Here is a 24,257-nt window from a genome sequence, read left to right as displayed (position 1 = left end):
CTGGGGGCATGGCTGCACACGACGACCCGCCCTCGCCCCCACGCCGCGGGCGACCGGGGTACGACCGCGAGCAGGTGCTGACGGTCGCCGTCACGGTGTTCAACGAGCAGGGGTACGACGCGACCTCGATCTCGGACCTGGCCGCGAAGCTCGGGCTGACGAAGTCCGCGCTCTACCACCACTTCGAGTCCAAGTCGGCGATCCTCGCGCTGGCGCTCGACGATGCTCTCGACGCGCTGGAGGCCGTGGTCGACGAGGCCGAGGCCGCGCACACCGAGGCGTCGGAGCGGCTGCGGTCGATCGTCCGCGGGGCCGTGCGCGTGCTCACCGCCAAGCTCCCCTCGGTCACGCTGCTACTGCGGGTGCGCGGCAACAGCGAGGTGGAGCTGGCCGCCCTGGCCCGCCGGCGCGTGTTCGATCAGCGCGTCACAGCGATCGTGCGTGAGGCGCAGCGCGAGGGGCTGATCCGCGACGACATCTCGGCGGCGGTCGCCACCCGCCTGCTGTTCGGCATGATCAACTCCGTGGTCGAGTGGTACCGCCCCGGCGGTGCCGTGGATCCCGCAGAGCTCGGCGAGGACATCCTGCGCGTCACGCTCGACGGGCTGCAGTCGCGCTGATTCAGTCCTCGGCGGGCGCCACGCGTGGCGGCCACGACGTCGCGCCGAGCTCGCGGGAGATGTTGCGTGCCGTCTCGCGCAGCGCGTTGAGCACGGCGTCGGAGGCGGGCGCCTGCGACGTCGGCAGCACCACCGCGACCGCGGCGACGATGTCGTTCGAGGCGTCGGCGACGGGGGCTGCGACCGACGACTCGCCCAGCACGGCCTCGTCGGTCTCGCTCGCGCTGCCGCGTTCGGCGATCGCCGGCAGCTCCAGGGTGAGCCGCGCGACATCGATGATCGTGTCGCCGGTGAGACTGCGCAGCGGCTGCTCGAACACGGTGCGCTGGAAGCCCTGGTCGTAGGCGAGCAGCACCTTGCCCATCGCCGAGGCGTGCGCGGGGATCGCGACGCCGGTCTCGAGCATCTGCTGGCTGTCATCGGGGCGCAGGTCGTGATGGATCACGAGCACCTCGTGGAAGTGCGGGGCGCCCAGGCGCACCGGCAGGCTGGTCCGCCGCGCCAGCTCCTGCGTCCACCGCATCGCTCTGGCGCGCACATCGAGCGTGTCCAGGTAGACGTTGCTGAGCCGCAGCAGCGTGGGCCCGAGCATGTACCGTTGCCCACCGCGTTCCTTGGCGACCAGTCCGTGCGCGCGGAGCGATTTGACGATGCCGTGCACCGTCGACGGGGGAAGGCTCAGTGCCGCCGCGAGGTCGGTGATGCCGAGGTGGCGGGCGCCCTGCAGCAGTTCGAGCACCTTCGCGGCGCGGTCGATGGCCTGGATCACGCGGCCGTCCTCTCTTCCGGTTCGTCGTCGAGCCGGCGTCTGCGTCGGGCTTCCGGATAGATCTTGACAAGCCGACGAGCTCCGAGCATATTCGACATTAACGAATTGCTTTCGGTTTTTCGCGAAAGAGATCAAAGGAGATCGCACGATGAAGAAGCTCATCAACGCCCCGGAAGACGTGCTGGTCGAGTCGCTGAAAGGCACAGCGCTCGCCCATCCCGAACTCTCGGTGGATCTCGAGACCCACGTGATCACCCGCGCCGTGCCCAAGGCGCAGGGCAAGGTCGCCGTGGTCTCCGGTGGAGGATCGGGTCACGAGCCGCTGCACGGCGGGTTCGTCGGACCCGGCATGCTCGACGCCGCCGTCGCCGGCGAGGTGTTCACCTCTCCCACACCCGACCGCGTGCAGGCCGCCACCAAGGCCGTCGATCACGGGGCCGGGGTGCTGCACATCGTCAAGAACTACACCGGCGACGTGCTCAACTTCGAGATGGCGGCGGAGCTCGCGCAGATGGAGGGCATCGAGGTCGGCACGGTCGTGGTCGACGACGACGTCGCGGTGCAGGACTCGCTCTACACGGCCGGTCGACGCGGCGTGGGACTCACGGTGCTGCTGGAGAAGCTGGTCGGAGCCGCAGCCGAAGAGGGTCAGGATCTCGCCTCGGTCGTCGCGCTCGCACAGCGGATCAACGGTCAAGGGCGGTCCATGGGCATGGCGCTCACCAGCTGCACGGTGCCGGCGGCGGGCAAGCCCACCTTCGACCTGCCAGAGGACCAGATGGAGATCGGCATCGGCATCCACGGCGAACCGGGGCGTCACCGCGAACCGCTCGCACCAGCATCCGAGATCGCCCGCCAGCTCGTCGAGCCGATCCTGGGCGACCTGGACTTCGCTGGTCCCGCGATCGTGATGGTCAACGGCATGGGGGCGACCCCGCAGATCGAGCTGTACCTGATGTACGGCGAGGTCGCGGCGCTGCTCGAGAAGGCCGGAGTGCAGATCGTGCGCAACCTGGTCGGCAACTACATCACCTCGCTCGACATGGCCGGATGCTCGGTCACGGTGCTCAAGGCGGATGACGAGCTGCTGCGCCTGTGGGATGCGCCCGTGAACACCCCCGGCCTGCGCTGGGGCGCCTGAACAGAACGCACGGAGCCGCGCCGGTCGCAAAAGCGCACCCGGTCGGCTTCACGAGCGTCGCTCTCTGCGACCGGAACAGACAGAAGGACAGAACCTGCATGACTGACACCATCGGAACCACCACCCTGCTCGACTGGATCACGCGCTTCCGCGATGCGGTGGTCGAGAAGCGCGACTGGCTCACGGAGCTCGACTCCGCGATCGGCGATGCGGATCACGGCTCGAACATGGCGCGGGGCATGAACGCGGTCGTCGAGAAGCTGGATGCGGGTGCACCCGCCACCGCCGACGAACTGCTCAAAGGTGTCGGTATGACCCTGGTCAGCTCGGTCGGCGGCGCCAGCGGTCCGCTCTACGGCACGCTCTTCCTGCGGATGGGGATGACGGCTGGGGCGGTGACCGAGCTCGATGCGGCCGGCCTCGCCGCCGCGCTGCGAGCCGGGCTGGAGGGCATCGTCGCGCGCGGCAAGGCGGAGGCCGGTGACAAGACGATGTTCGACGCGATGGCGCCGGCGGTCGATGCCTTCGATGCCGCGATCGCCGGGGGAGCGGATCTCGCATCCGCCGCCCAGGCCGCTGCCGACGCTGCAGCGACCGGACGCGATGCGACCCTCCCGCTCGTCGCCCGCAAGGGGCGCGCGAGCTATCTGGGCGAGCGGAGCGCCGGTCACCTCGACCCGGGCGCCGCGTCGACCGCGATCCTGTTCGACACGCTCGCCGCCGCGATCGCCGGCAGCTCCTGATGATCGGCATCGTCGCCGTCTCCCACAGCGCACGGCTGGGCGAGGCGGCCCTCGAGCTCGCCCTCCAGATGGTGCAGGGAGGCGGTGCACACGTGCGGGTCGCCGCCGGTGCAGGGACGGATGCCGACGGCACCCCCATCCTCGGTACGGATGCCGTCGCCGTCGCTGCGGCGATCGATGAGCTGGCGGCGGACTGCGACGGGGTGCTGGTGCTGATGGACCTCGGCTCCGCGGTGCTCAGTGCGGAGCTCGCGCTGGAGCTGCGCATGAGCGATGTGCCCGTGCGCCTGGCGCCGGCGCCGTTCGTGGAGGGGCTGCTCGCCGCCGTGGTGTCGGCTGCAGCCGGCGGTTCGCTCGACGCGGTCGCCGCCGAAGCGTCAGCGGCGCTCGCCGCGAAGACCGGTCAGCTCGACGAGGAGACGCCACCGCCGGCAGACGCTCCGCCGGTCACGAGTGATACCCGCACGCGGCGTGTGCAGGTGCGCAACCCGCTCGGCATCCACGCGCGTCCGGCCGCCTTGATCGCGAAGGCGTCCGCGGGAACCGACGTGCGCCTGCGGCGTCTGCCCGACGGTCCGGAGGCATCGGCGGCGAGTCTCTCCCGTCTGCTCGTGCTCGGCGCGCGGCAGGGGGACGAGCTGGAACTCTCAGCGCACGGTCCCGATGCGGACGCGGCGCTCGATCGGCTCGCTGCCCTCTTCGACGACGGGTTCGGTGAGGGGACGGCCGTCGCGGTGGACTCTGTCGCCGTACCCCTCGACGAAGCGACCACCGCTCCTGCCACCGCGGGGCAGTCGGAGTCGATCGCCTCAGGAACCGTTCTCCATGGGCGCGGTGTGAGCCCGGGCAGTGTCGCCGCCCCGGTGCGGCATCTCGCCCCTGCACTGCCGGAGCCGGACGCCGCCGTGACGATCCCGGTGGAGGAGCGCGAGACCGAGGCTTCGGCGATCGAATGGGCCGCCGTGGCCGTGGCCGACCAGCTGCGATCCCGCACCGCGCAGGCGACCGGGGAGGCGCGGGCGATCCTCGACGCCTCGCGCCTGCTGGCCTCGGACCCGGAGCTGGTGTCGGAAGCGACGGCACTGGTCCGCTCGAAGGGCCGGAGCGCGGCGAGGGCCGTCTGGGAGACGGCCGGTGCACACGAGAAGAGCCTGGCCGCATTGGGCGGGCGGATGGCGGAGCGTGTCGCGGACATCCGCGATGTGCGCGACCGCATCATCGCCGAGATCCTCGAGATCGACATGCCGGGCGTGCCCGAGAGCGACGAGCCGTTCGTGCTGGTGGCGGCGGACCTCGCCCCGGCCGACACGGCTGCTCTGGAAGGCGGCCAGTGCGTCGCCCTCGTCACCGAGCAGGGCGGTCCCACCTCCCACACCGCGATCATCGCGCGCTCACTCGGGTTGCCGGCGATCGTCGGCGTCTCCCGCGCGACGGCGATCGCCGACGCGGCCGTCGTGCTCGTCGACGGCGAGCGGGGCACGGTCGAGGTCGCCCCGTCCGCGGCCGGCATCGCTGCGGCGCTCGCGGCGGCGACCGTCGTGCCGTTCGACGGCGAGGGAGAGCTCGCGGATGGTCGCCGTGTGGCGCTGCTCGCGAACGTCGGCGGGGCGGCGGATGCCGTGAGCGCGGAGGCCGCGCACGCCGAGGGGGTCGGGCTGTTCCGCACCGAGTTCTGCTTCCTCGACCGGACCGATGCCCCGACCATCGAGGAGCAGGTCGCTGCTTACCGCGGCGTGCTGGCGGCGTTCCCCGGTCGCAAGGTCGTCGTCCGCACGCTCGACGCCGGCAGCGACAAGCCCCTCCCGTTCGCGAACGCGGAACACGAGGACAACCCGGCACTCGGCGTGCGCGGTCTGCGTATCGCCCGACGCTCCCCGGCGCTGCTCGACGATCAGCTGCGTGCGCTCGCTCAGGCGACCGAGGAGGAATCGGCGCTGGTCGAGGTGATGGCGCCCATGGTCGCGACCGTGGAGGAGGCGGCGGAATTCGCCGAGCGCGCCCGTGCGGCCGGCCTCGCGCGCGTGGGCATCATGATCGAGACGCCCTCTGCCGCTCTGCTGGCCGCCGAGCTCTTCGAGGTCGTCGACTTCGTCAGCCTCGGCACGAACGACCTGGCGCAGTACACGCTCGCCGCTGACCGACTGCTCAGCGATCTGGGAGATCTGAACGACCCCTGGCAACCGGCCGTCCTCCGCCTGATCGGCATGGTCGGCGACGCGGGCAGGGCGGCGGGCAAGGCGGTCGGCGTCTGCGGAGAAGCCGGGGGAGACCCGGCACTCGCCCCCGTGCTGGTCGGGCTCGGCGTCACGTCGCTGTCGATGACCGCGCGGTCGCTGGGGCGGGTGGCCGCGGCGCTGGCGGTGCTGACCGACGACGACTGCCGGCGCGCGGCCACAGCTGTGCTCGCGGCGGGAACAGCGGATGAGGCGCGCGCGGCGGCTGGTGCCGCGCTCTGCGGATCCAGCTCCTCGTGACCCCCTGCGCGTCCTCTCTTCGGCGCCGGGCGACGCCCGTGGCCCCTGTGTATGCCGCGTGGGGCATGTGATCGGTATCGTTCTGATATCGCCGCATCGAACGGGGCGCTGAGAGCGGGCCCCCGCCCCTAAGCTGTGAATCACACGCGTCGATGGGGCGCGGACAGAGAAGCCGGGGGGCTCCGTATGCCACGTTCCACATCCATCCGCGCAACAGGGGTCATCGCGATGATCGCCGCCACGGCATTCGCGCTCTCGGCCTGTGCCCCGGAACCGCAGACCTCACCGTCCCCGTCGCCCTCGGCGACGGCAGAGCCCGTCGCCTACAGCGGTCCGCTGGTGTTCGTCGGCGATGAACTTGAGCTGTTGCTGCCGACGTCGGAGGAGATCGCCCAGGTGATCCCGGGGGCGACGGAGATCACCGCGCCCACGGGAGCCCTCGTGCTGGGCGACGGCGGCGGGCCGGAGCCGGCGCCTGCCGTCTGCGCCGCGTTCTTCATCGGGCAGCCGCTGTGGAGTGTCGGTGCTCGCACCGCCTCGTGGCGGGTCTCGGATGCCGCAGACGCGCGCACGGGCTTCGTGCATGCACTCGCCTTCGCGGATGAGGAGCAGGCGCAGAACCGGATGGATCAGCTGCTCGACGCCGCCGAACAGTGCGCGACGTTCGACTACAACGGGCCAGCCACATTCGAGGGCGTCATCGCGGATCCCTCCGATGACGTGCGTGCGTTCGCAGGGACGGTGTCCGTCAGCGGGATCGAGGGCGGGGGGAAGATGTTCCACGGGTTCGCATCGGTCGGGAACGTCCTTGTGAACCTCTGGAGCCCGCTCGAAGGAGGAACCGCCCCCGACGCCGATGCGGTGGCGACCCTCCTCCGGGATCATGCGGAGCAGGCGCGCACCAGTCTGATCGACCAGCTCACGGCGAACCCGCCCACGTCCGAGGAGGTCCCCGCAACGGACGCCGCGGCGCCGTGGAGCGAGTGGGCCATCACCGTCGACGGCGTCGGTCCGATCCTTCTCGGGGACTCCATCGACGTCGCACTCGACGCGGTTCCGGGTGCGCAGGTCACCGAGCCGGAGTACGACGGGCTGCCGTGGAAGATCGTGAGCGCTGACGGAGCGGCGTCGTTGTGGATCTCGACTCCGGAGGAGGACGGCACGACGGTCTCCGTCATCACGGTCGGCACCGATCGCACCCTCGACGGGCCCCCACAGGACGGCGCTGCACTCCCGGCGCGCGGCGACGTGCGGGTCGGCGATCCGGTCTCGCAGGCCATCGAGGCGTTCCCCGGCGGCACCTCGATCAGGATGGCGTCCTCCGGCGACTACTCCTACGAGACCGCCACTCGTGACGGACACCTGTTCCGTTTCCACACCGATCGCGACGCCGCCGAGGCGGACGCCGTCGTCGTCGGGATCACCGTCGAAGATGCGACGGTGCGTCGCGAGCTCGTCTTCGGGTGACCCTGCGGCTCCGGTACCGTCTCAGATCCGCCCGAACGCGCGCAGCGGATGCTCGATGAGCTCGGTGACGCGGCGGAGGAAACCTGCCGCGTCACCGCCGTCGCAGACCCGGTGGTCGAACACCAGTGAGAGCTGCGCGATGCGTCGGACGACGATCGCACCATCGACCACCCAGGGGCGTTCGATGATGCGGCCGATTCCGAGGATCGCCACGTCGGGGTGATTGATGATGGCGGCGGAGCCGTCGACGCCGAGTCCGCCGTAGTTGTTGAGCGTGAAGGTCGACCCGCGCAGCCGTTCGGGGGGCATCGATCCCGAGCGTGCGGTCGCAGCGAGCTCGCGCAGGCTCGCGTCGAGCTGCTCGATCGTGAGGGCGTGTGCGTGCGGGATGACCGGCACCATCAGCCCGCGCTCGGTGTCGGCGGCGACGCCGAGATTGACCCCGTCGAACGAGATGAGCTCCGTGCCGTCCTCGCTGAGGCGCGAGGCGAGCACCGGGTGGTCGGCGAGGGCGATCAGCACGAAGCGCGCGATCAGCGCCGTGATCGACGGGGGCCTGCCGTCGACCGGTGCCATCTGCGCGCGGACGTTCCACAGCTCGGTGGCATCCACGTCGACCCAGACGGTTGCCTCGGGGATCTCGTTCCGGCTGCGGCTGAGCTTCGCGCTCACGGCTCGCCGCAGCGGCGACATCCGCTCTCTCGCGCGCACGGGGAGGCCGTCGAGCATGTCGTCGGAGGCAGGCAGGAGGCGTGCGGCGGCGTCGCGCTGATGAGCGGCAGCACCGTCGACGGCATTGTCGACCGCTGCCTGCAGCACGTCGGCGCGAGTGATGGTGCCGTCGGCTCCGGTGGCGGTGATCAGGTGCACGTCGAGGCCGAGATCGCGCGCCAGGCGCCGCACGAGAGGAGACCGCACGGCCACGGGGCGTCGGTCCGAGCCCGGGGCGAGATCGGGGGCGGGCGTCGTCGGGGCGTCCGCGATCGGCGACGGCGGGGCGACGGGGCGAGAGCTGATCGCCGTGGTGACCGGTCGGCGGCGGCGTCCCTTCGAGGCGCGCTCGGTGGTGCCGTAGCCGATCAGGACGTTGCCGGATCCGGCGCGCTCCTCCTCGCGGTACGCCTCGTGCTCCACCTCGGTTGCAGGGACAGGCATCGGTGCGGCATCCGCCACCTCGAGCACGGGGGCGCCGACGTCGATCGTGTCGCCGGCCTCACCGTGCAGCGCCATCACAGTGCCGGCGAAGGGTGAGGGCAGCTCGACGACGCTCTTGGCGGTCTCGACCTCGGCGATGGGCTGATCGGTCGTGATGGTGTCGCCGACCGCCACGAGCCACTGCACGAGACCGGCCTCGGTCAGTCCTTCCCCGAGGTCGGGCAGGCGGAAGACGTGGGTGGTGGTGCTCGGCGCGCTCATGCGTCCTCATCCCAGTGCAGCGTGTCGATGGCGTCGAGTACCCGGTCGACGTCGGGCAGGTACCAGTGCTCGAGTTTCGGCGGCGCGTACGGGGTGTCGAACCCGGTGACCCTGCGCACCGGGGCCTCCAGGTACTCGAAGCAGCGCTCGAACACTCGCGCCTGGATCTCCGACGCGACGCTCACGTAGCCCGGGGCCTCGGCGATCACGACCGCGCGGCCCGTGGAGCGCACCGCTGCGGTCACGGTCGTGTCGTCGAACGGGGAGAGCGAACGCACGTCGACGACCTGCACGCTGCGCCCTTCGGCGGCGGCGACCTCGGCGACCTCCAGCGCCAGCGGTACCGAGGACCCGTAGGCGAGCAGCGTGACATCCGTGCCCTCGCGGGCGATGCGCGCTGAGCCGAGCTCGGCCGTGATCGAGGTGTCGACCTCGCCCTTGGTCCAGTAGAGCTTCTTCGGCTCCAGGAAGATCACGGGGTCGGGAGAGGCGATCGCCGCTCGCAGCAGCGAGTACGCATCCTGTGGGGTGGACGGGCTGACGACCGTGAGCCCCGGCGTATGGGCATAGTAGGCCTCGGAGGAGTCGCAGTGGTGCTCGACCCCGCCGATGCCTCCGCCGAACGGGATGCGGATCACCATCGGCATCCGCATCCCGCCCCGTGTGCGGTTGCCGAGCTTGGCGACATGACTGACGACCTGCTCGAAGGCGGGGAGCGCGAACGCGTCGAACTGCAGCTCGACCACGGGGCGCATGCCGTTCATGGCCATGCCGACGGCGGTGCCGACGATGCCGGACTCCGCCAGGGGAGTGTCGAAGCAGCGGTCCTCGCCGAAACGCGCGGTGAGACCGTCGGTGATGCGGAACACCCCGCCGAGCGCGCCGACGTCCTCGCCGAACACCACCACGTCGGGGTCCGCTGCGATCGCATCGGCCAGGGCGAGGTTCAGGGCCGCAGCCATGCTGAGGGTGGCCACCTCTCGCTCCGATCGGTCGGCGAGGCGGATGTCGTCGTGCGCGATGGTCATCGGTGGCCTCCGGTCGGAGTCGGGGAGTGATCTGCGCCGTCGGGCAGCCCACGTTCGATCTCTCCGCGCAGCAGAGCCCACTGTTCCTCGAGCTGCGGGGAGCGGGTGGTGGTGACGAAGCGGAACAGGTCTTCCGGGTCGAGGTCGGTATCCGTGTTCAGAGCGGCGCGCATCGCGGTGGCGATCGTCTCGGCGCCCGCAGCGAACTGCTCCTCGGTGTCGTCGTCGAGAGCGCCGATGGCGTCGAGATAGGTGCGCAGGCGCAGCAGTGGATCCCGCGCCACCCAGGCCTGGACCTCGTCGCGCTCGCGGTAGCGCGTGTCGTCATCGGCATTGGTGTGCGCCTGCATCCGGTAGGTGTGCGCTTCGACGAGCGACGGCCCGCCGCCGGCACGCGCACGGTCGACGGCCTCGCTGAGCACCGCCAGCACCGCGGCGACGTCGTTGCCGTCGACGCGCTTGCCCGGCATCCCGTAGCCGATCGCCTTGTGCGCCAGCGACGGTGCCGCCGTCTGTCGGGAGAGGGGCACTGAGATCGCGAACCCGTTGTTCTGCACGAAGAAGACGACGGGCACGTGGAACACGGCCGCGAAGTTCAGGGCCTCGTGGAAATCGCCTTCGCTCGTCGCGCCGTCGCCGCAGAGCGCGAGCACGACCGTGTCCTCACCACGATGCTTCGCGGCCTGCGCGAACCCGACCGCGTGCAGCAACTGGGTCGCGAGCGGGGTGGTCTGCGGGGCGACGCGGTGCGCTCGGACGTCGTAGCCGGAGTGCCAATCGCCCTTGAGGAGCACCAGCGCATCGGCGGGCTCGACGCCCCGGGCGATCACGGCGACCGAGTCGCGGTAGGTCGGGAACAGCCAGTCGGCGTCGGCGATCGCCATCGAGGCGCCCACCTGGCAGGCCTCCTGTCCGTGCGAGGAGGGGTAGACCGCGAGGCGGCCCTGACGTACGAGCGCCCCGGCCTGATCGTTGATGCGGCGGCCTTCGACCAGGCCGCGGTAGGCGCGCACCAGGGTGTCGGTGTCGGGCAGGGCGTAGTGCTCGTCTGCGACGGGGGTGCCGTGCTCGTCGATCAGACGCACCGGGGTGTCTCGCGGGAGCAGATCAGTGTGCAGCATCCGTTCGCCCTCCTTGCCGAACTCGATGGGGCAAGCATGCCTCTTTCGCATCAGTCGTCCAAGACATGGCGCGGAATACTGGATGAACGGTTGGTTATTGCCAATTCGAGTGTCGAAGTGTCAGACTTCCGTGACGGAATGAAGGGGTTCCCATGGCGGTGCTGGATGAGGTCGACCACGCGATCCTCGAGGAGCTGCGACGCGATGCGCGCGCCTCGATGACGGCGATCGCGGATGCCGTGCACATCTCGCGCGCCGGCGCCCATGCGCGCATCAAGAGGCTCACCGATGCCGGGGTCATCACCGGGTACTCGGTGCGCACGGATCCCGTGCTGCTCGGTCACCACGCCAGTGCCTATGTGACCCTGGCGATCGAACAGGCGACGTGGCAGGACGTGAGCGCCCGGCTCCGGGCGATCCCGGAGATCGAGCACATGGCGTTGGTCGGCGGGGACTACGACGTGATCCTGCTGGTGCGCGCCAGCGACGCCCGTGACCTCCGCCGCATCGTGCTGGAGGACATCCAGGCCATCCCGTCGATCCGCTCGACGCGCACGATCCTGATCTTCGAGGACTTCACCCGGGTGTGAGGGCGCGCTGCGCTGCTGCGTTGTCGTCGAGTGGACGGGTTGTTGTCGAGTGGACGGGTTGCTGTCGAGTGGACGGGGTGTCGTCGAGTGGACGGGTTGTTGTCGAGTGGACGGGTTGTTGCTGCGGATACGTCGTGTACTCGGGCGGACGTCGTGCACCCGGCGGACGAGATCGCGGGATGCTTCAGCGTTTGTCGCGGCGTGTGTGGAGGGTCTCTCCTCGGGGTTTCTGTAGAGGGTGAGTGGGCCGGGATCGTGTTCTGGAATATTGCTCTGACCTGGGTTGTTTTCGGGTGAATCTGGGGCGGGAATGTCGGTGGCCCCGGGTTGAATGAGGGGTATGAACCACCCCGCGAATGTGCTCGATGAGGTCGTGAGCGACCTGGATGGGCTGCTGCGCGCGGGGACGGTGGCGGGGTTGTGGGATGCGGAGAAGCTGGATCTGTTGCGCGCGGCGGGTGATGTGGTGCGGCGGGCGGAAGCGCTGATCGTGGAGACGGTGGCGTCGGTGCCCGCACGACCGGCGGGGTCGGGAGATCCGGCGTTCTGCGGACAATTCGGGTGCCGCAGCATGAGCGAGCTGTTCCAGCGGGTGCTGCCCACGGACGCGCCGGGTGCGGGGCGGGTGGTCAAGGCCGCACGGCTGGTGCGCCGTGAGGTCGATATCAGCTCCGGGGGCTGGGCGCCGGCACTGTGGCCGCAGTTGCGGGCGGCGTTGGTGGACGGGGTGATCGGGATCACTGGACTGTTAGCGGCGACCGGGCCGATCGAGCAGGCGCGCGGGCGCGTCGGGGCGGCGGACCGGCTACGGGCCGACGCGGAGCTGGCGGCGTGGACGCGCGGGTTCGCGGATGCCGAGACGGATGCCGATGCCGATGCCGATACTGATGCCGTGTCGGATGCGGATGCAGACGGTCCGGACGCCGGGCCGGCGGCGACGCCGGAGGACCTGCGGATCCTCGCGCAACGGATCGTGATGTTCCTCGATCCGGACGGCGCAGAGCCCGCGGAGGAAGCGGCGATGCGGGGCCGTGGGGTGATCCTGGGTCGGGCGAAGAACGGACTGATCCCGATCCGCGGGGACCTGCTGCCGGAAACAGCGGGGCAGCTGCAACGGATCTGGGACGCGTACCTGAACCCGAAAACCGGTGGACCACCCCTGCCAGGCGTGCGGTTCGAGCCATCCGACGACGGGAACGGGCAGGGTGCGTCGGACGCACAGGACGCACAGGACGCACAGGACGCACGGGAGGCACAGGAGGCACGGGAGGCACAGGAGGCACGGGAGGTTCTGGACGTGCAGGACAGGGAGGATCGTGCCGGTGGCGTGTTGCCGTCCGGGGATCCGGGTGGGCAGGTCGACACCCGCTCGCGGGCGCAGAAGCAGCACGACGCGCTGGCGGCGGTGCTGGGGATCGCTGCCCGCCATGATGAGATGCCGAAGCTCGGTGGGGCGGCGCCGACGCTGATCGTGTCGGTGACGGCGGAGGATTACGCGACAGGGCGTGGGTGGGCGCGTGTGGAGGGGATCGACACCCCGACCACGATCGGCGCCGCCCGGCACACCGCCTGCGGGGGCACCATCCAGCGGGTGTTGTTCGACCCCGAGGGCCGCATCGTCGACATCGGGAGCACGGACCGCATCTTCACCACCCACCAGAGGCGAGCGATCACCCTCCGCGACAAAGAGTGCCTCATCCCCGGATGCCACGTACCCGGCTCGTGGTGCGAGATCCACCACGTGCAGGAACATGCCCGCGGCGGACCGACCCATACCGACAACGGTGTCGCGTTGTGCTGGCATCACCACCGCACCCTCGACACGTCCGGGTGGGAGATCCGCATGGACAACGGTCTCCCCACCGTCCGCGGACCCGCCTGGTGGGACCCCGCACGACGATGGCGGCGACCACGACCCCCGTCGACCTTCACGCGTATGACCCGGCAGTCCACCGTGCTCAGAGGGTAGGGGTGCAGCGAGTGGGCACGCCTCAGACCCTGGGGGAGCGCGGCGTCCGGACAACCGCGGGCCGTGAGTCGCCGTGCGCGGGAGCATCCTTTCGCACTGGGACATCTGCGGCGCACTCCTCGACAAGTGGGGTCGCAGGCGGCGATCGAGAATGAGAAGACGACCAGTCTCGTCATGCTGGCCGCACCCCGCTCGAAGGAGAGTCCCGATGTCCGAATCCGCCGCCTCCGCAGCTGCTGCGCTGCTCGACCGCATCCAGGCGCCGCAGGGCGCCGGACGTGAAATCCCGGATGCGGCGACGCGAGAGGTCATCGGTCGCGCGCCGGTGCACTCGGTCGCCGAGCTCGACGACGCCATCGCGCGCGCGAAGGCCGCGCAGCCCGCGTGGGAGGCGCTCGGCCACGAGAAGCGCATCGAGCTGCTGCTCGCGGTCGCCGACGCGATCGATGCGAATGCCGAGGGTCTCGCCTACCTGCTCTCGCGGGAACAGGGCAAGCCGCTCAACGGACCCAACGCGCGCTTCGAGCTCGGTGCCTGCTCCGCCTGGCTGCGCACCAATGCCGCCACCGTGCTGGAGCCCCAGGTGCTCGTCGACGACGAGACCCTGCACGCCGAACTCGTCTACAAGGCCGCCGGTGTCGTCGGCGCGATCGGTCCGTGGAACTGGCCGCTCATGATCACCATCTGGCAGATCGGGCCGTCGTTGCGCATGGGAAACACGGTCGTCGCGAAGCCCAGCGAGTACACCCCGCTGAGCGTGCTCGCACTGCTCGCGGTGATGAACGAGCATCTGCCTGCCGACGTGCTCATCGGCGTCTCGGGCGACCGCGAAGTCGGTGCCCGCCTGGCCTCGCACCCCGACATCGACAAGATCATGTTCACCGGATCGACGGCCACCGGGCGCCGCATCATCGAGAGCTCCGCCGGAAACCTCGCCCGCCTGACGCTGGAGCTGGGCGGCAACGACGCCGGCATCGTGCTCCCCGGCACCGATGTCGCCGCCATCGCCCAGGACCTGTTCTGGGGAGCCTTCATCAACACGGGTCAGACCTGCGCCGCGCTCAAGCGCCTCTACGTGCACGACTCCGTGTACGACGAGGTCGTCGACGCGCTCGCGGAGATCGCGGCATCCGTTCCCATCGGCAACGGGCTCGACGAGGACAACGTGCTGGGGCCGCTGCAGAACCGCGCTCAGTTCGACATCGTCAGCCGCCTGGTCGACGACGCCAAGAGCCGCGGTGCGCGCATCGCGACCGGCGGCGAAGCTGCTCCCGAGCTCGGCGAGCTGTTCTACCGTCCGACGATCGTCGCCGATATCGACAACGACGCGGCCCTGGTGCAGGAGGAGCAGTTCGGTCCCGCGCTTCCCGTGATCCGCTACAGCGATGTCGACGAGGCGTTCGCGCTCGCCAACGCGGTTGACGTGGGCCTGGGCGCCTCGGTGTGGTCGAGCGATCCCGCGGTGGCACGGGACGCGGCATCGCGGATGCAGTCCGGCACGGTGTGGATCAACTCGCACGGCGGACTGCACCCGATGGTGCCGTTCGGCGGAGTGAAGAGCTCGGGCTACGGTCTGGAGTTCGGCGTCGAGGGGCTCAAGTCGGTCGCGGTCACCCAGGTCATCTCCGGCCCCGGTCGGAAGGCCTGACCGGTGGGCTCCGTCATCGTCGTCGGCGCCGGCACTTCGGGGGCGATCGTCGCCCGACGTCTGGTGGATGCCGGCGTCGATGTCACGCTCATCGAAGCGGGCGGGTACGACACGAACCCGGCTATCCACGACCCGGCGCGCGCCGGAGAGCTCTGGCACTCCGCCGACGACTGGGACTTCTCCACCGAGCCCCAGGAGCATGCGGCCGGGCGTCGGCTGCATCTGCCTCGCGGCAAGGTCACGGGCGGATCGCACGCGCTGAACGCCATGATCTGGGTGCGCGGCGCTGCCTCCGACTACGACGGATGGGAGCGCAGCGGGGCGACCGGCTGGGGCTGGTCCGAGGTCGAACCGGTGTTCACCGTGATCGAGAACGACCTGCTGCCGGTCACCGACGACTACCCGCTCTCGCCGATCCAGGCGTCCATCATCGACGCCGCCGTGCAGGAGGGGCTGCCGCACAATCCGAACTACAACGGCGGCACGCTCGACGGCATCTCGCAGCAGCAGGTGACGATGCGCGACGGCCGCAGGGCGAACACCTGGACGACCTACGCACAGCCCGTCGCCGACAGGCTGACCATCCTCACCGGCCGCGAGGTGCACTCCGTGATCATCGAGGACGGTCGTGCGGTCGGCGTGCGGCTGGGGGAGGGCGAGCAGGCGGAAGAGTTGCGCGCCGACGAGGTCATCCTGTCGGCGGGCGCGATCGGCACCCCCGTGATCCTGCTGCGCTCCGGCATCGGCCCCGCGGCCGAGCTCGAGGCGCTGGGCATCCCGGTCGTGCAGGATGCGCCCGGCGTGGGGAAGAACCTGCACGACCACCTCCTGTCGCCGGTGATCTTCGCCACGCAGCGTCCGGTCGGTCCGCCGCAGCCGGGTGTCTCGGTCACGCAGACGCACCTGTTCTGGCGCAGCCGTGACGACTTCGCCGAGCCCGACACGCAGCCGATCCTGTTCTCGGTGCCGATGTGGGGTGAGCTGGAGCCGCGCGGCGACGACGGCTTCTCGCTTATGGCGGGGCTCGTCACGCCGCACAGCCGTGGCGCCCTGACGCTGTCCGGCCCCGGACTCGCCGACCCGCCGCAGATCGACCTCGGCGCGCTCTCTGACGACCGCGACCTGGCATCGCTCGCCGCCTCCGTGCGCCAGTGCCGGCGCATCGGCGCTCGCCCCGCCCTCGCGGAGGAGTGGGGAGCGGTCGAGGTGTATCCGGGCCCGGACGTCGCGGATGCGGATGTCGAGGACTGGGTGCGCCGCACCGCCATCACGTACCACCACCAGGTCGGCACGTGCCGCATGGGGACCGACGAGGAGTCGGTGGTCGACCCGCAGCTGCGGGTGCACGGCATCCAGGGATTGCGCGTGATCGACGCCTCCGTCATCCCCACGGTTCCCACCGGCAACACCAACGCCCCGGCCGCGATGATCGGCGAGCGCGGCGCTCGGTTCGTGCTGGAGGGCTGAGTGCTGGAGGGCTGATCCCCGCGCACGTCGGATCGCTGCCTCCGCGCACGGAACAACCCCCGTCTGGAAACAGGCGGGGGTTCTTCGTTGCGTCGAGGGTGCAGTCTCAGCGCGTGTACACCTCGCGTCCGGCGAACCAGGTCGAGAGCACCTCGGTGTGCACGATCTCGTCGGCGGGACCGGCGATCGCGTCACGGGCGAGCACCACGAAGTCCGCGGACTTGCCCACGGCCAGAGAGCCGGTCTCGGCGCCGAGGCCCATGGCGGTCGCAGCGTTGATCGTGAAGACCTCGAGTGCCTCCTGTGCCGTGATCGCCTGCTCCGGCCACAGCACACCTGGCGCGCGACCGAGCGGGTCGGCCCTGGTCACCAGCCCTTGCAGGCCCTCGAGAGTGTTGGGCGACTCGCTCACCGGCCAGTCGGAACCGCCGGCGACGAGTGCGCCGGCGTCGATCAACGCCCGGTTCGGCTGCGAGTGCTCGGCGCGTTCGCCCAGCACATCGGTCAGCGCCTGGGGGATGACCCCGGGGTACCAGATGAAGGGCGAGATGTCGGCGGAGACGTCGAGCGCGTGCAGGCGGGGGATGTCGGAATCGGCGAGGAACTGTCCGTGCGCGATCTGGATCGGCGTGGCGATGCCCTCCGCGCGCAGTGCCTCGGCGACGTCGAGCACGAGCCGGGCGGACCCGTCTCCGGTGCAGTGCACCTTGGCGCCCAGACCGCGAGCGGCGACCGCGCGCAGCCAACCGGCGAGCTCGTCGAAGGTCATGGTCGTCTCGCCGTGGAAGTGGGCGCCGTGCGCGGCATCCGCCGGATACGGCTCCAGGAACGACGCGGTCCGCGCCGGCGGCACCCCGTCGAGGAAGATCTTCACGAAGTCCGGGCGGTGGTGCGTGGTGCGGAACTCCTCGCCGCGCGCGATCAGCGGCTCGCCGATCGGGTCGAACCCGAAGATCTCGTCGTTGATCAGCAGCGAGGAGACGACCCACGCGTGGAGCTCGTCGGCGCGGTCGAGGTCGGCCAGCGCCTGCAGGATCTCGATCGAGACCCCGGCGTCCTGGAACGTGGTGATGCCGAAGGAGTTCAGTAGCTCGACGCCCCGGCGGGAGGCGGCGGCATGCTGTGCAGAGGTGAGTCCGCCGCTGCGGTCGTAGGCCTCCTGCACCGGGATGCCGGCCGCTTCGAGCAGCACGCCGGTCGGGGTGCCGTCGTCGGGGTCGATCATCGTCACGCCGGAAGCGGGGATGCTGTCGGCGGTGATGCCCGCCAGCTGCAGGGCCCGGGTGTTCGCCCAGCGGTTGTGGCGCGAGTCCTCGACCAGCACGACGGGGCGCCCTCCTGCGGCCTCATCCAACCGCAGTCGGGAGGCCGTGTTCGCGAGAGCCGGCAGCAGGGTGGTCGGCACGGCGCCGCCGACGATCCAGGCGTCCTCCGGCAGCTCGGCTGCCTTCTCGCGCACGCGGTCGAGGATCTCGTCGATCGGGAGCGATTGCGGCAGCGAGAGCTCGAACAGATCGGTGCGACCGGCGAGCGCGTGGTGGTTGTGCACGTCGACGAAGCCGGGATAGACGGCGGCGCCGCCGACCTCGAGCATCCTGGTGCGTCGTCCGCGGAAGCGCTCGATGTCGGCGTGGCTGCCGAGGGCGAGGATCCTCCCGTCGCGCACCGCAAATGCCTCGACGACCGGGTTCGCGCGATCCGCGGTGCGGACCACGGCACCGGTCACGATGAGGTCGGCGGCCTCCGTCATCTCAGGCGTCTCCGAACGCGGCCGGTTCGAGCTCCGGGGTGTGCAGGGTCGTCGAGAGCAGTCGCCCGTGCGCGCCGAACGTGAAGTGCGTGGGCACCTCACCGGTCTCGTCGAGCCCGAACAGCACGCCGTGCGAGCGGATCGCATTGACGTCGCGGTGGTCGGCGATCGTCACCGAAGCGCACGGGATGACCTTCTCGCGCCACGCGAAGATGTAGATGCCGGGGCGCACCTCCCACACGCTGTTCTCATCGGTGTCGGCCAGGCCGCGCTCCGGCCCGGCAAGGCACTGCCAGGAGTACCAGCGCGGAGACAGGTACACGTGCTCGTAGGCGTGTTCGGTGCTGTAGACCCACTCGACGCGTCGGCCGATGAGCGTCGTGGTGGGCGCCGCTTCCGCACCGGACACCTCGGCACCCTCGATCACGCTCGGCGCGAAGACGTGCTGCACACGAGTGCGGCCCTTCTCGGGGCTGGGCAGGATGATCGAGATGATCGCCAGTGCCCGACCCTGACGCAGATCGACCACGAGCGAGACGGCCTCGTTCGGCAGGTAGCGGTGGTGGAACTGCACGAAGTACAGCTCGTCGTCGACCTCGAAGGCCTCGTAGTCGTCGGTGTCGGCGGCGGCCGCCGTCGGGTCCTCGGCACCGGGCTGGTACTCCCACGCGACCGTGGTGTCGGAGAAGCGGTGCACGATCCGAGTGCCTCTGGCATCGATGACCGCGATCTCGCGCCCGCTGAGCGCGGTGCTGTGCGGTGCCTTGTTCGCGTCGAAGCCGGGGGCGAGACCCTCGAGCGGGAGCCAGGTGGACGTGTCGGCGGGGTTCAGCGTGGTCATGCGTGTTCCTTCTCTCGGAGGGGCGGATGCGGGGGAGCGTCAGCGGTTGCTGAACTGCTCCAGGTCGGAGGAGAGGCCTTCGTACACGGCAGGCTTCGCGCGCTTCAGGTAGACGCCGTAGACGATGCCGCCGATGACGGCGAGCACGAGCAACAGCGGCATCAGGCGGATCGCGAGCTCCTCCGAGCCGGCGACGATGTTGAAGTTCACGATCGCGAGCACCGAGATCGCGGCGATGCCGAGGAAGCCGATGCCCGGAGCGATGAACGTGCTCCACCAGCGTGGGTCACGGGCACGGCGGAAGTAGACCACGATCGAGATGGCCGCCAGTCCCTGCAGGATCAGCACACTCAGGGTGCCGAAGCCGAGCATGGCGGGTACGAGGGTCACGATCGGGTCGGCCCCGGCGATCGCGAAGATGATCGCGACGACGCCGGCGAAGGACGCCTGCACGATGCCCGCGAGCTGCGGGGCGCCGTTCGATCGGGTGCGGGCGAGGGCCTGCGGCAGGATCCGCGCGCGTCCGAGCGAGTAGAGGTAGCGGGTGGCCGAGTTGTGGAACGCCAGCATCGCGGCGAACAGGCTCACCAGGAGCAGCACCATCATCACCGTCGTGAGCGGTCCGCCCAGGTACTGCTGCGAGAGCGTGAAGATCAAGTCGCCCGTCGGCAGATGCTCGAGCGCGGTCGCCTGCGCCTGCGCGACGCCGGTCGCGCTCACCACAGCCCAGGTCGTGACACCGAGGATGATGCCGATAGCGATGATCGAGGTGTACGTCGCCCGTGGGATCGTGCGCAGCGGCTGCTTGGCCTCCTCGCTGAACAGCGCGGTCGCCTCGAAGCCCAGGAAACCGGTCGCCGCGAGCAGCAGCCCGATGGGGAGAGAGCCAGAGAACACGGCCTCGGGACTGAACGCCCCCAGGTCGTAGCCCGTCTGCACCAACACCGAGACGTCGAACACCACCAGCATGAGCACCTCGAGCACGAGGCACACGCCCAGCACCTTCGAGCTGAAGTCGACGCCGACGCGGGCCAGCACGAAGCACACGACGATCGAGAGCAGACCCCAGACGAGCCAGTGCACGTCGAGCCCGGTGAGGTCGCGGATGATCGTCTGCATGAAGAAGCCGCTGGTGCCGATCGTGCCGACCACGAAGAAGTTGTAGCCGAGCGTGGCGATGAGCCCGGCGATCAGTCCGCCGGTACGGCCGAGGCCCTCCACGACGAAGGCGTAGAACCCTCCGGCATTCACCAGCTGCTTCGACATCTGCGCGTAGCCGACCGCGAACAGCAGCAGGATCGCCGCGACCAGGAAGAACGACATCGGAGTGCCGCCGCCGTTGCCGAGCGCGATCGCCAGCGAGGCGACGACGACGATGCCCGTCAACGGTGCGACCGCCGCCAGCACGAGGAAGACGATGCCGGCGACGCCGAGGGCGCCCGGTCGGAGGGATGTGTGGGTCTGCGTCGTGGACGCAGATGTCGGGTCTGCCACGTCGGCTCCTTTGCTCGGTGACGGCCGTGCGTGCACGGCATCGACGACGAGGGGGATCGTCGATAGAGCGAGTCTGCTCGCGCGACGGCGCCCGCGCTTGACCCTGAGCGAAAGACGATGGTGTCAGCGTGCACAGCCCGCACACACCGGTCCGGCGCGGTCGGACCGAGGGGCAGGATGACGAAGAAGACACCGCCGTCCTCCTCACGCGTCACCCCGGCGCTGGCGCGGCGGTCGAAGGACACGATGGACCTCCACCTCACCGGCACGACTGTCCTCGTCACGGGCGCCGCCAGCGGCATCGGCCGGGCGACCGCACTCGCGCTCGCCGCGGAGGGGGTGCGCGTCGCACTGCTGGATCGGGATGCGCCGGCGCTGGAGCAGACGGCCGCGGCCGTGCGCGCACAGGGCAGCGCCGACGTGCTGCCGTTCGTCGTCGACCTCACCGACGAAGAGGATGTGCAGCGCACCGTCGACGCCGCGATCGCCGAACTCGGTCACCTGGACGCCGTGGTGTGCTGTGCGGGGATCTCCGGGCCGGTCGGCCGGGGGATCGAACAGACCGCGCTCGCCGAGTGGAACGCCGTGTTCGCGGTGAACGTCACCGCCGCGTTCCTCGTGCTCCGGCAGGCGCTTCCGGCCCTGCGTGCGGCAGCTGCCGCATCCGTCGTGCTGCTCTCCAGCGACTCCGCGTTCGTCGCGTCACCGGGCATGGCACCTTATGCCGCGTCGAAGGCCGCGCTGGTGCAGTTCGCTCGTGCACTGTCGGTCGACCTCGCGGGTACCGGCATCCGGGTGAACACCGTGGCTCCATCGATCGTCGATACCCCGATGAGCCGCGGAGACCTGGGAGCCGCTGCGTTCGACGCTCCGGAGTTCCCCGTGCAGTCGGCGGCCGAGGTCGCCGCCCACGTGGCCTACCTGGTCTCTCCACGCAGCCGGGCGGTCTCGGGCACCACGCTCCTCAGCGACTTCGGATTCAGCGCGCGCTCCGGATTCCCGGCCTAGCGCGACGACGACCCCCTCAACACCCCGCGCACACGCGCCAGAACAGAACAGAACAAGGAGCAGACATGGGACTTGCGGTCGGTTCGACGGTCTCCGGACGCGTCGTCGTCATCACGGGAGGCGGCACGGGCATCGGCGCCGCCATCGCGGAGCGCTACGCGGCAGAGGGCGCGCACGTCGTGGTCGTCGGTCGTCGACCGGAGCCGTTGCAGGCCGTGGAGCGCGCCGTGGGCGCGCACCCCATCGTGGCCGATGCGGCCGACACAGCATCCGCGAAGGCCGCCGTCGCCAAGGTGCTGGCGACGTTCGGGCGCATCGACGTGCTCGTCGCCAACGCCGGAGGCCACGGTTTCTCGCCGGTCGCCGACACCGACGATGCGGGATGGGACGCGGCGATCCGCGCCAACCTCACCACGGCCTTCGTGATGGCCAGGGAGTCGCTGCCCGCGCTGCTCGAGTCCAAGGGACAGATCGTGATCGTGTCGTCGCTCGCCGGGCTGTTCGCCGGCCCGTCGGTCGCGGGCTACACGGTCGGCAAGCACGCCCTGATCGGACTCACCCGCACGCTCGCCCGCGACTACGGCCGCCACGGGGTTCGCGTGAACGCGGTGTGCCCCGGGTGGGTGCAGACGCCGATGGCCGATGAGGAGATGGACGAGTTCGCCTCGCACGCCGGGCTCGACTCACGGGAAGAGGCATACGCGACGGTCACCGCCGATGTGCCGCTGCGGCGCCCTGCCCGTCCGGCCGAGATCGCCTCCGTGGTGCGCTTCCTGGGATCGGGCGAGTCATCGTACATCACCGGCTCGGTGATCGTGGCGGACGGCGGATCGCACGTGGTGGACGTGCCGACCATCGCCTTCGACCACGCCGGGATGTAGCGGCGTGGCTCAGCGCACGGTCAGCGCGAAGCCGTCTGCCGTGGGAGTCACGGCGACCTGGGTGAGGTCGTCGACCAGGTAGGTGGGTTCGTGCGCGCCGGCGTGCGGGCCGACGCCGATCACGCGCATGCCTGCGGCGAGGCCCGCCTGGATGCCGGCGCCGGAGTCCTCGAACACGATGCAGTCGGCAGGATCGACGCCGAGCAGCTGCGCGCCGAGCAGGAACCCCTCCGGGTCGGGCTTCGACGCCGACACGCTCTCGGCGGTGACGGTGATGGCGGGGACCGTGAGGCCGGCTGCCTGCATCCGTGCGGTCATCAACGCCACGTTCGCCGAGGTGACGATCGCGTGGGGGTGCGGGCGCAGCGCGTCGAGCACCGCGGCGGCACCGGGAATCGTCACGACGCCGTCCACGTCGCCCGCCTCGGTGGCGAGCATGACGTCGTTCTCGCGCAGGTTGATGGCATGATCGCGCTCCGGGAGCATGATCGCCATGCTCTGGTGCCCCTGGCGCCCGTGGACCACGCTGAGGACGGTCGCCGGGTCGATGCCGTGCGGCTCCGCCCAGGCCAGCCAGAGCCGCTCGACGACGGCGGTCGAGTCGACGAGGGTGCCGTCCATGTCGAGCAGGACGGCGCGGGCGTTGATGGTCTGGGTCACCCCTTCAGGCTAACCCGAGGCAGCTGCGGCGTCGCGTCGCGCGACATGCAGGAGAAGTCGCGGCCTGCAGGAGCATCTGCGGGCGATTCGTCCTGCAGGCCGCACGTTCTCCTGCATCTGGCGTGCGGGGCGAGCCGTGGCACGACGACCGGCGGCTCCCCGCCGCGCAGAGGTCAGCGGGCCGCGCGGTACTCGCTGGGGGAGACCCCGAACGCGGACTTGAAGGCGCGGCTGAAGTGCGCGGCGTCGACGAAGCCCCAGCGCGCGGCGATCGCCGCGACCGGCCGATCGGCGAGCATGGGGTCGAGCAGATCGCGGCGGCACTGCGCCAGTCGCCGCGTGCGGATCCAGGTCGACACCGTCACACCCTGCTCCTGGAAGAGCCCGTGCAGGTGCCTGGTCGAGATGAAGTGCGCCGAGGCGATCGATGCGGGGCCGAGGTCGGTCGACCCGAGATTGCGGTCGATGTACGAGCGGATGCGCTGCACGAGCGCGCGATGCGGATCGGCCGAGACCTCGTCGAGCCCGAGCTCACGGGTGAACACGGTCGTCACCAGGTCGAGCGCGCTGTGGGCGAGGCGTGCGCCGGTGGTGCCGGCGAGCTGGTCCAGGTTGCCGGCCAGCTGCGTCAGGTACGGCACGACCATGCCGCCGAGGCCCTCGTGGCCCGAGATGCGCACGGCGGTGAGCTGGCCGATCATGTCGGAGGGCAGGCTGATCAGGTGCTTCGGGAACATCACGACCATGGTGCGGAAATCCTCGTCGAACACGAGGGAGTACGGGCGGTCGGTGTCGTAGACGGCGAGATCGCCGGCCTGCAGCACGGCCTCGCGGTCGTCCTGGATCAGCATCCCGGTGCCGGCGAGCATCAGGCTCACCTTGAAGTACGAGCGGTCGCCGCGGGCGATGAGCTCGGGGGTGCGCTCGACGACGTGCGAGGTCGCCCGTACCTCCGTCACGTGCACCTCGTCGACCGATGCGCCGCGGATCACTCCGCGGAAGTGATCGGGCCCGCCGCTGGACACCTGCAGCGGCACGAAGGACTCGGAGACGGCGGCGCGGAACTCACTGATGTTGCGCGCGACAAGAGTGGATACCGATTCGGCGGGGGCAGCGGGTGCACCGTTCATGACTGATCACCTCGGGATGGTGGAACGACGACGTTGTATA

At 70.4% G+C, this 24,257-nt stretch carries 20 protein-coding genes and 1 pseudogene; 12 read left to right on the top strand and 9 right to left on the bottom strand.

Annotated elements, in window-relative coordinates:
• The first annotated feature begins 8 nt into the window (after positions 1-8).
• The gene (locus tag ACIOVG_RS02205) at positions 9-620 is read left to right on the top strand and encodes a TetR/AcrR family transcriptional regulator (RefSeq protein ID WP_400868606.1); all 612 of its coding nucleotides are present in this window, start codon (positions 9-11) and stop codon (positions 618-620) included.
• Between the two features lies 1 nt (position 621).
• Here the strand turns inward: ACIOVG_RS02205 and ACIOVG_RS02200 are convergent, their stop codons facing one another.
• Positions 622-1,389: an IclR family transcriptional regulator gene (locus tag ACIOVG_RS02200; protein WP_400868604.1), complete on the bottom strand. Its 768-nt coding sequence runs from the start codon at positions 1,387-1,389 to the stop codon at positions 622-624.
• A 148-nt stretch (positions 1,390-1,537) separates the two neighbouring features.
• Here ACIOVG_RS02200 and dhaK point away from each other — a divergent pair, with 148 nt between their 5' ends.
• The 5 genes and pseudogenes from dhaK to ACIOVG_RS02175 all read left to right on the top strand — a co-directional run bounded on the left by dhaK (position 1,538) and on the right by ACIOVG_RS02175 (position 7,214).
• Positions 1,538-2,530, top strand: a complete 993-nt coding sequence (gene dhaK, locus ACIOVG_RS02195; protein ID WP_400868602.1) for a dihydroxyacetone kinase subunit DhaK — start codon at positions 1,538-1,540, stop codon at positions 2,528-2,530.
• A 98-nt stretch (positions 2,531-2,628) separates the two neighbouring features.
• Positions 2,629-3,273, top strand: coding sequence for a dihydroxyacetone kinase subunit DhaL (dhaL, locus tag ACIOVG_RS02190; protein WP_400868600.1), 645 nt, complete (start codon positions 2,629-2,631; stop codon positions 3,271-3,273).
• Positions 3,273-3,965: pseudogene (locus ACIOVG_RS02185) on the top strand (HPr family phosphocarrier protein); the annotation flags it as partial. The gene dhaL and the pseudogene ACIOVG_RS02185, both read left to right, overlap by 1 nt.
• Before the next feature lie 111 nt (positions 3,966-4,076).
• A complete protein-coding gene (gene ptsP, locus ACIOVG_RS02180) occupies positions 4,077-5,747 on the top strand; it encodes a phosphoenolpyruvate--protein phosphotransferase (protein ID WP_400872662.1) in 1,671 nt (556 codons plus the stop codon).
• 186 nt (positions 5,748-5,933) lie between these two features.
• Positions 5,934-7,214 (top strand): hypothetical protein, encoded by a 1,281-nt coding sequence (locus ACIOVG_RS02175; RefSeq protein ID WP_400868598.1) that lies wholly within the window; start codon positions 5,934-5,936, stop codon positions 7,212-7,214.
• 21 nt (positions 7,215-7,235) lie between these two features.
• Here ACIOVG_RS02175 and ACIOVG_RS02170 read toward each other — a convergent pair whose 3' ends face one another.
• From ACIOVG_RS02170 to pdhA, 3 genes are read right to left on the bottom strand one after another with little or no spacing between them, the layout of a single operon-like run.
• Positions 7,236-8,630 (bottom strand): dihydrolipoamide acetyltransferase family protein, encoded by a 1,395-nt coding sequence (locus tag ACIOVG_RS02170; RefSeq protein ID WP_400868596.1) that lies wholly within the window; start codon positions 8,628-8,630, stop codon positions 7,236-7,238.
• Positions 8,627-9,658, bottom strand: coding sequence for an alpha-ketoacid dehydrogenase subunit beta (locus ACIOVG_RS02165; RefSeq protein ID WP_400868594.1), 1,032 nt, complete (start codon positions 9,656-9,658; stop codon positions 8,627-8,629). The genes ACIOVG_RS02170 and ACIOVG_RS02165 overlap by 4 nt, the downstream gene beginning before the upstream one ends.
• Complete coding sequence (gene pdhA, locus ACIOVG_RS02160) at positions 9,655-10,779, bottom strand: pyruvate dehydrogenase (acetyl-transferring) E1 component subunit alpha (protein ID WP_400868592.1); 1,125 nt, start codon at positions 10,777-10,779, stop codon at positions 9,655-9,657. Before pdhA ends, ACIOVG_RS02165 begins: the two co-directional genes overlap by 4 nt.
• Positions 10,780-10,931: 152 nt before the next feature.
• On the opposite strand from pdhA, the gene ACIOVG_RS02155 reads away from it, so the two are divergent.
• The 4 genes from ACIOVG_RS02155 to ACIOVG_RS02140 all read left to right on the top strand — a co-directional run bounded on the left by ACIOVG_RS02155 (position 10,932) and on the right by ACIOVG_RS02140 (position 16,453).
• A complete protein-coding gene (locus tag ACIOVG_RS02155) occupies positions 10,932-11,369 on the top strand; it encodes an Lrp/AsnC family transcriptional regulator (protein ID WP_363552291.1) in 438 nt (145 codons plus the stop codon).
• A 340-nt stretch (positions 11,370-11,709) separates the two neighbouring features.
• Positions 11,710-13,338 carry a DUF222 domain-containing protein gene (locus ACIOVG_RS02150; protein ID WP_400868589.1) on the top strand — a complete coding sequence of 543 codons (1,629 nt, stop codon included), beginning with the start codon at positions 11,710-11,712 and terminating at the stop codon, positions 13,336-13,338.
• 208 nt (positions 13,339-13,546) lie between these two features.
• Positions 13,547-14,986, top strand: coding sequence for an aldehyde dehydrogenase family protein (locus tag ACIOVG_RS02145; RefSeq protein WP_400868587.1), 1,440 nt, complete (start codon positions 13,547-13,549; stop codon positions 14,984-14,986).
• A 3-nt stretch (positions 14,987-14,989) separates the two neighbouring features.
• On the top strand, positions 14,990-16,453 hold the full coding sequence (locus tag ACIOVG_RS02140; RefSeq protein ID WP_400868585.1) for a GMC family oxidoreductase: 1,464 nt from the start codon (positions 14,990-14,992) through the stop codon (positions 16,451-16,453).
• A gap of 106 nt (positions 16,454-16,559) precedes the next feature.
• Here ACIOVG_RS02140 and ACIOVG_RS02135 read toward each other — a convergent pair whose 3' ends face one another.
• The 3 genes from ACIOVG_RS02135 to ACIOVG_RS02125 are packed head-to-tail and all read right to left on the bottom strand — an operon-like array spanning position 16,560 to position 20,538.
• Positions 16,560-18,203, bottom strand: coding sequence for an amidohydrolase (locus ACIOVG_RS02135; protein WP_400868583.1), 1,644 nt, complete (start codon positions 18,201-18,203; stop codon positions 16,560-16,562).
• A gap of 1 nt (position 18,204) precedes the next feature.
• Complete coding sequence (locus ACIOVG_RS02130) at positions 18,205-19,044, bottom strand: molybdenum cofactor biosynthesis F family protein (RefSeq protein WP_400868581.1); 840 nt, start codon at positions 19,042-19,044, stop codon at positions 18,205-18,207.
• 39 nt (positions 19,045-19,083) lie between these two features.
• Positions 19,084-20,538, bottom strand: a complete 1,455-nt coding sequence (locus ACIOVG_RS02125; protein ID WP_400868579.1) for an APC family permease — start codon at positions 20,536-20,538, stop codon at positions 19,084-19,086.
• Positions 20,539-20,715: 177 nt separating this feature from the next.
• Between ACIOVG_RS02125 and ACIOVG_RS02120 the strand changes: the two genes are divergently transcribed.
• Together ACIOVG_RS02120 and ACIOVG_RS02115 are read left to right on the top strand one after the other, a co-directional pair.
• Complete coding sequence (locus ACIOVG_RS02120; RefSeq protein ID WP_400868577.1) at positions 20,716-21,546, top strand: SDR family NAD(P)-dependent oxidoreductase; 831 nt, start codon at positions 20,716-20,718, stop codon at positions 21,544-21,546.
• 65 nt (positions 21,547-21,611) lie between these two features.
• Complete coding sequence (locus ACIOVG_RS02115) at positions 21,612-22,427, top strand: SDR family NAD(P)-dependent oxidoreductase (RefSeq protein ID WP_400868575.1); 816 nt, start codon at positions 21,612-21,614, stop codon at positions 22,425-22,427.
• A 9-nt stretch (positions 22,428-22,436) separates the two neighbouring features.
• On the opposite strand, the gene ACIOVG_RS02110 is transcribed toward ACIOVG_RS02115, so the two are convergent.
• Together ACIOVG_RS02110 and ACIOVG_RS02105 are read right to left on the bottom strand one after the other, a co-directional pair.
• Positions 22,437-23,087, bottom strand: a complete 651-nt coding sequence (locus ACIOVG_RS02110) for an HAD-IA family hydrolase (protein ID WP_400868573.1) — start codon at positions 23,085-23,087, stop codon at positions 22,437-22,439.
• Positions 23,088-23,260: 173 nt separating this feature from the next.
• Entirely contained in the window at positions 23,261-24,217 is a 957-nt protein-coding gene (locus tag ACIOVG_RS02105) for a helix-turn-helix domain-containing protein (protein WP_400868571.1), read from the bottom strand.
• Positions 24,218-24,257: the final 40 nt, after the last annotated feature.

It is taken from the genome of Microbacterium sp. NPDC087591 (assembly GCF_044743625.1).
In the GTDB taxonomy this organism is placed as follows: Bacteria; Actinomycetota; Actinomycetes; order Actinomycetales; family Microbacteriaceae; genus Microbacterium.
The sequence above is the reverse complement of the archived record's forward strand: the minus strand, read 5'-3'. Positions and strand labels throughout refer to the sequence as shown.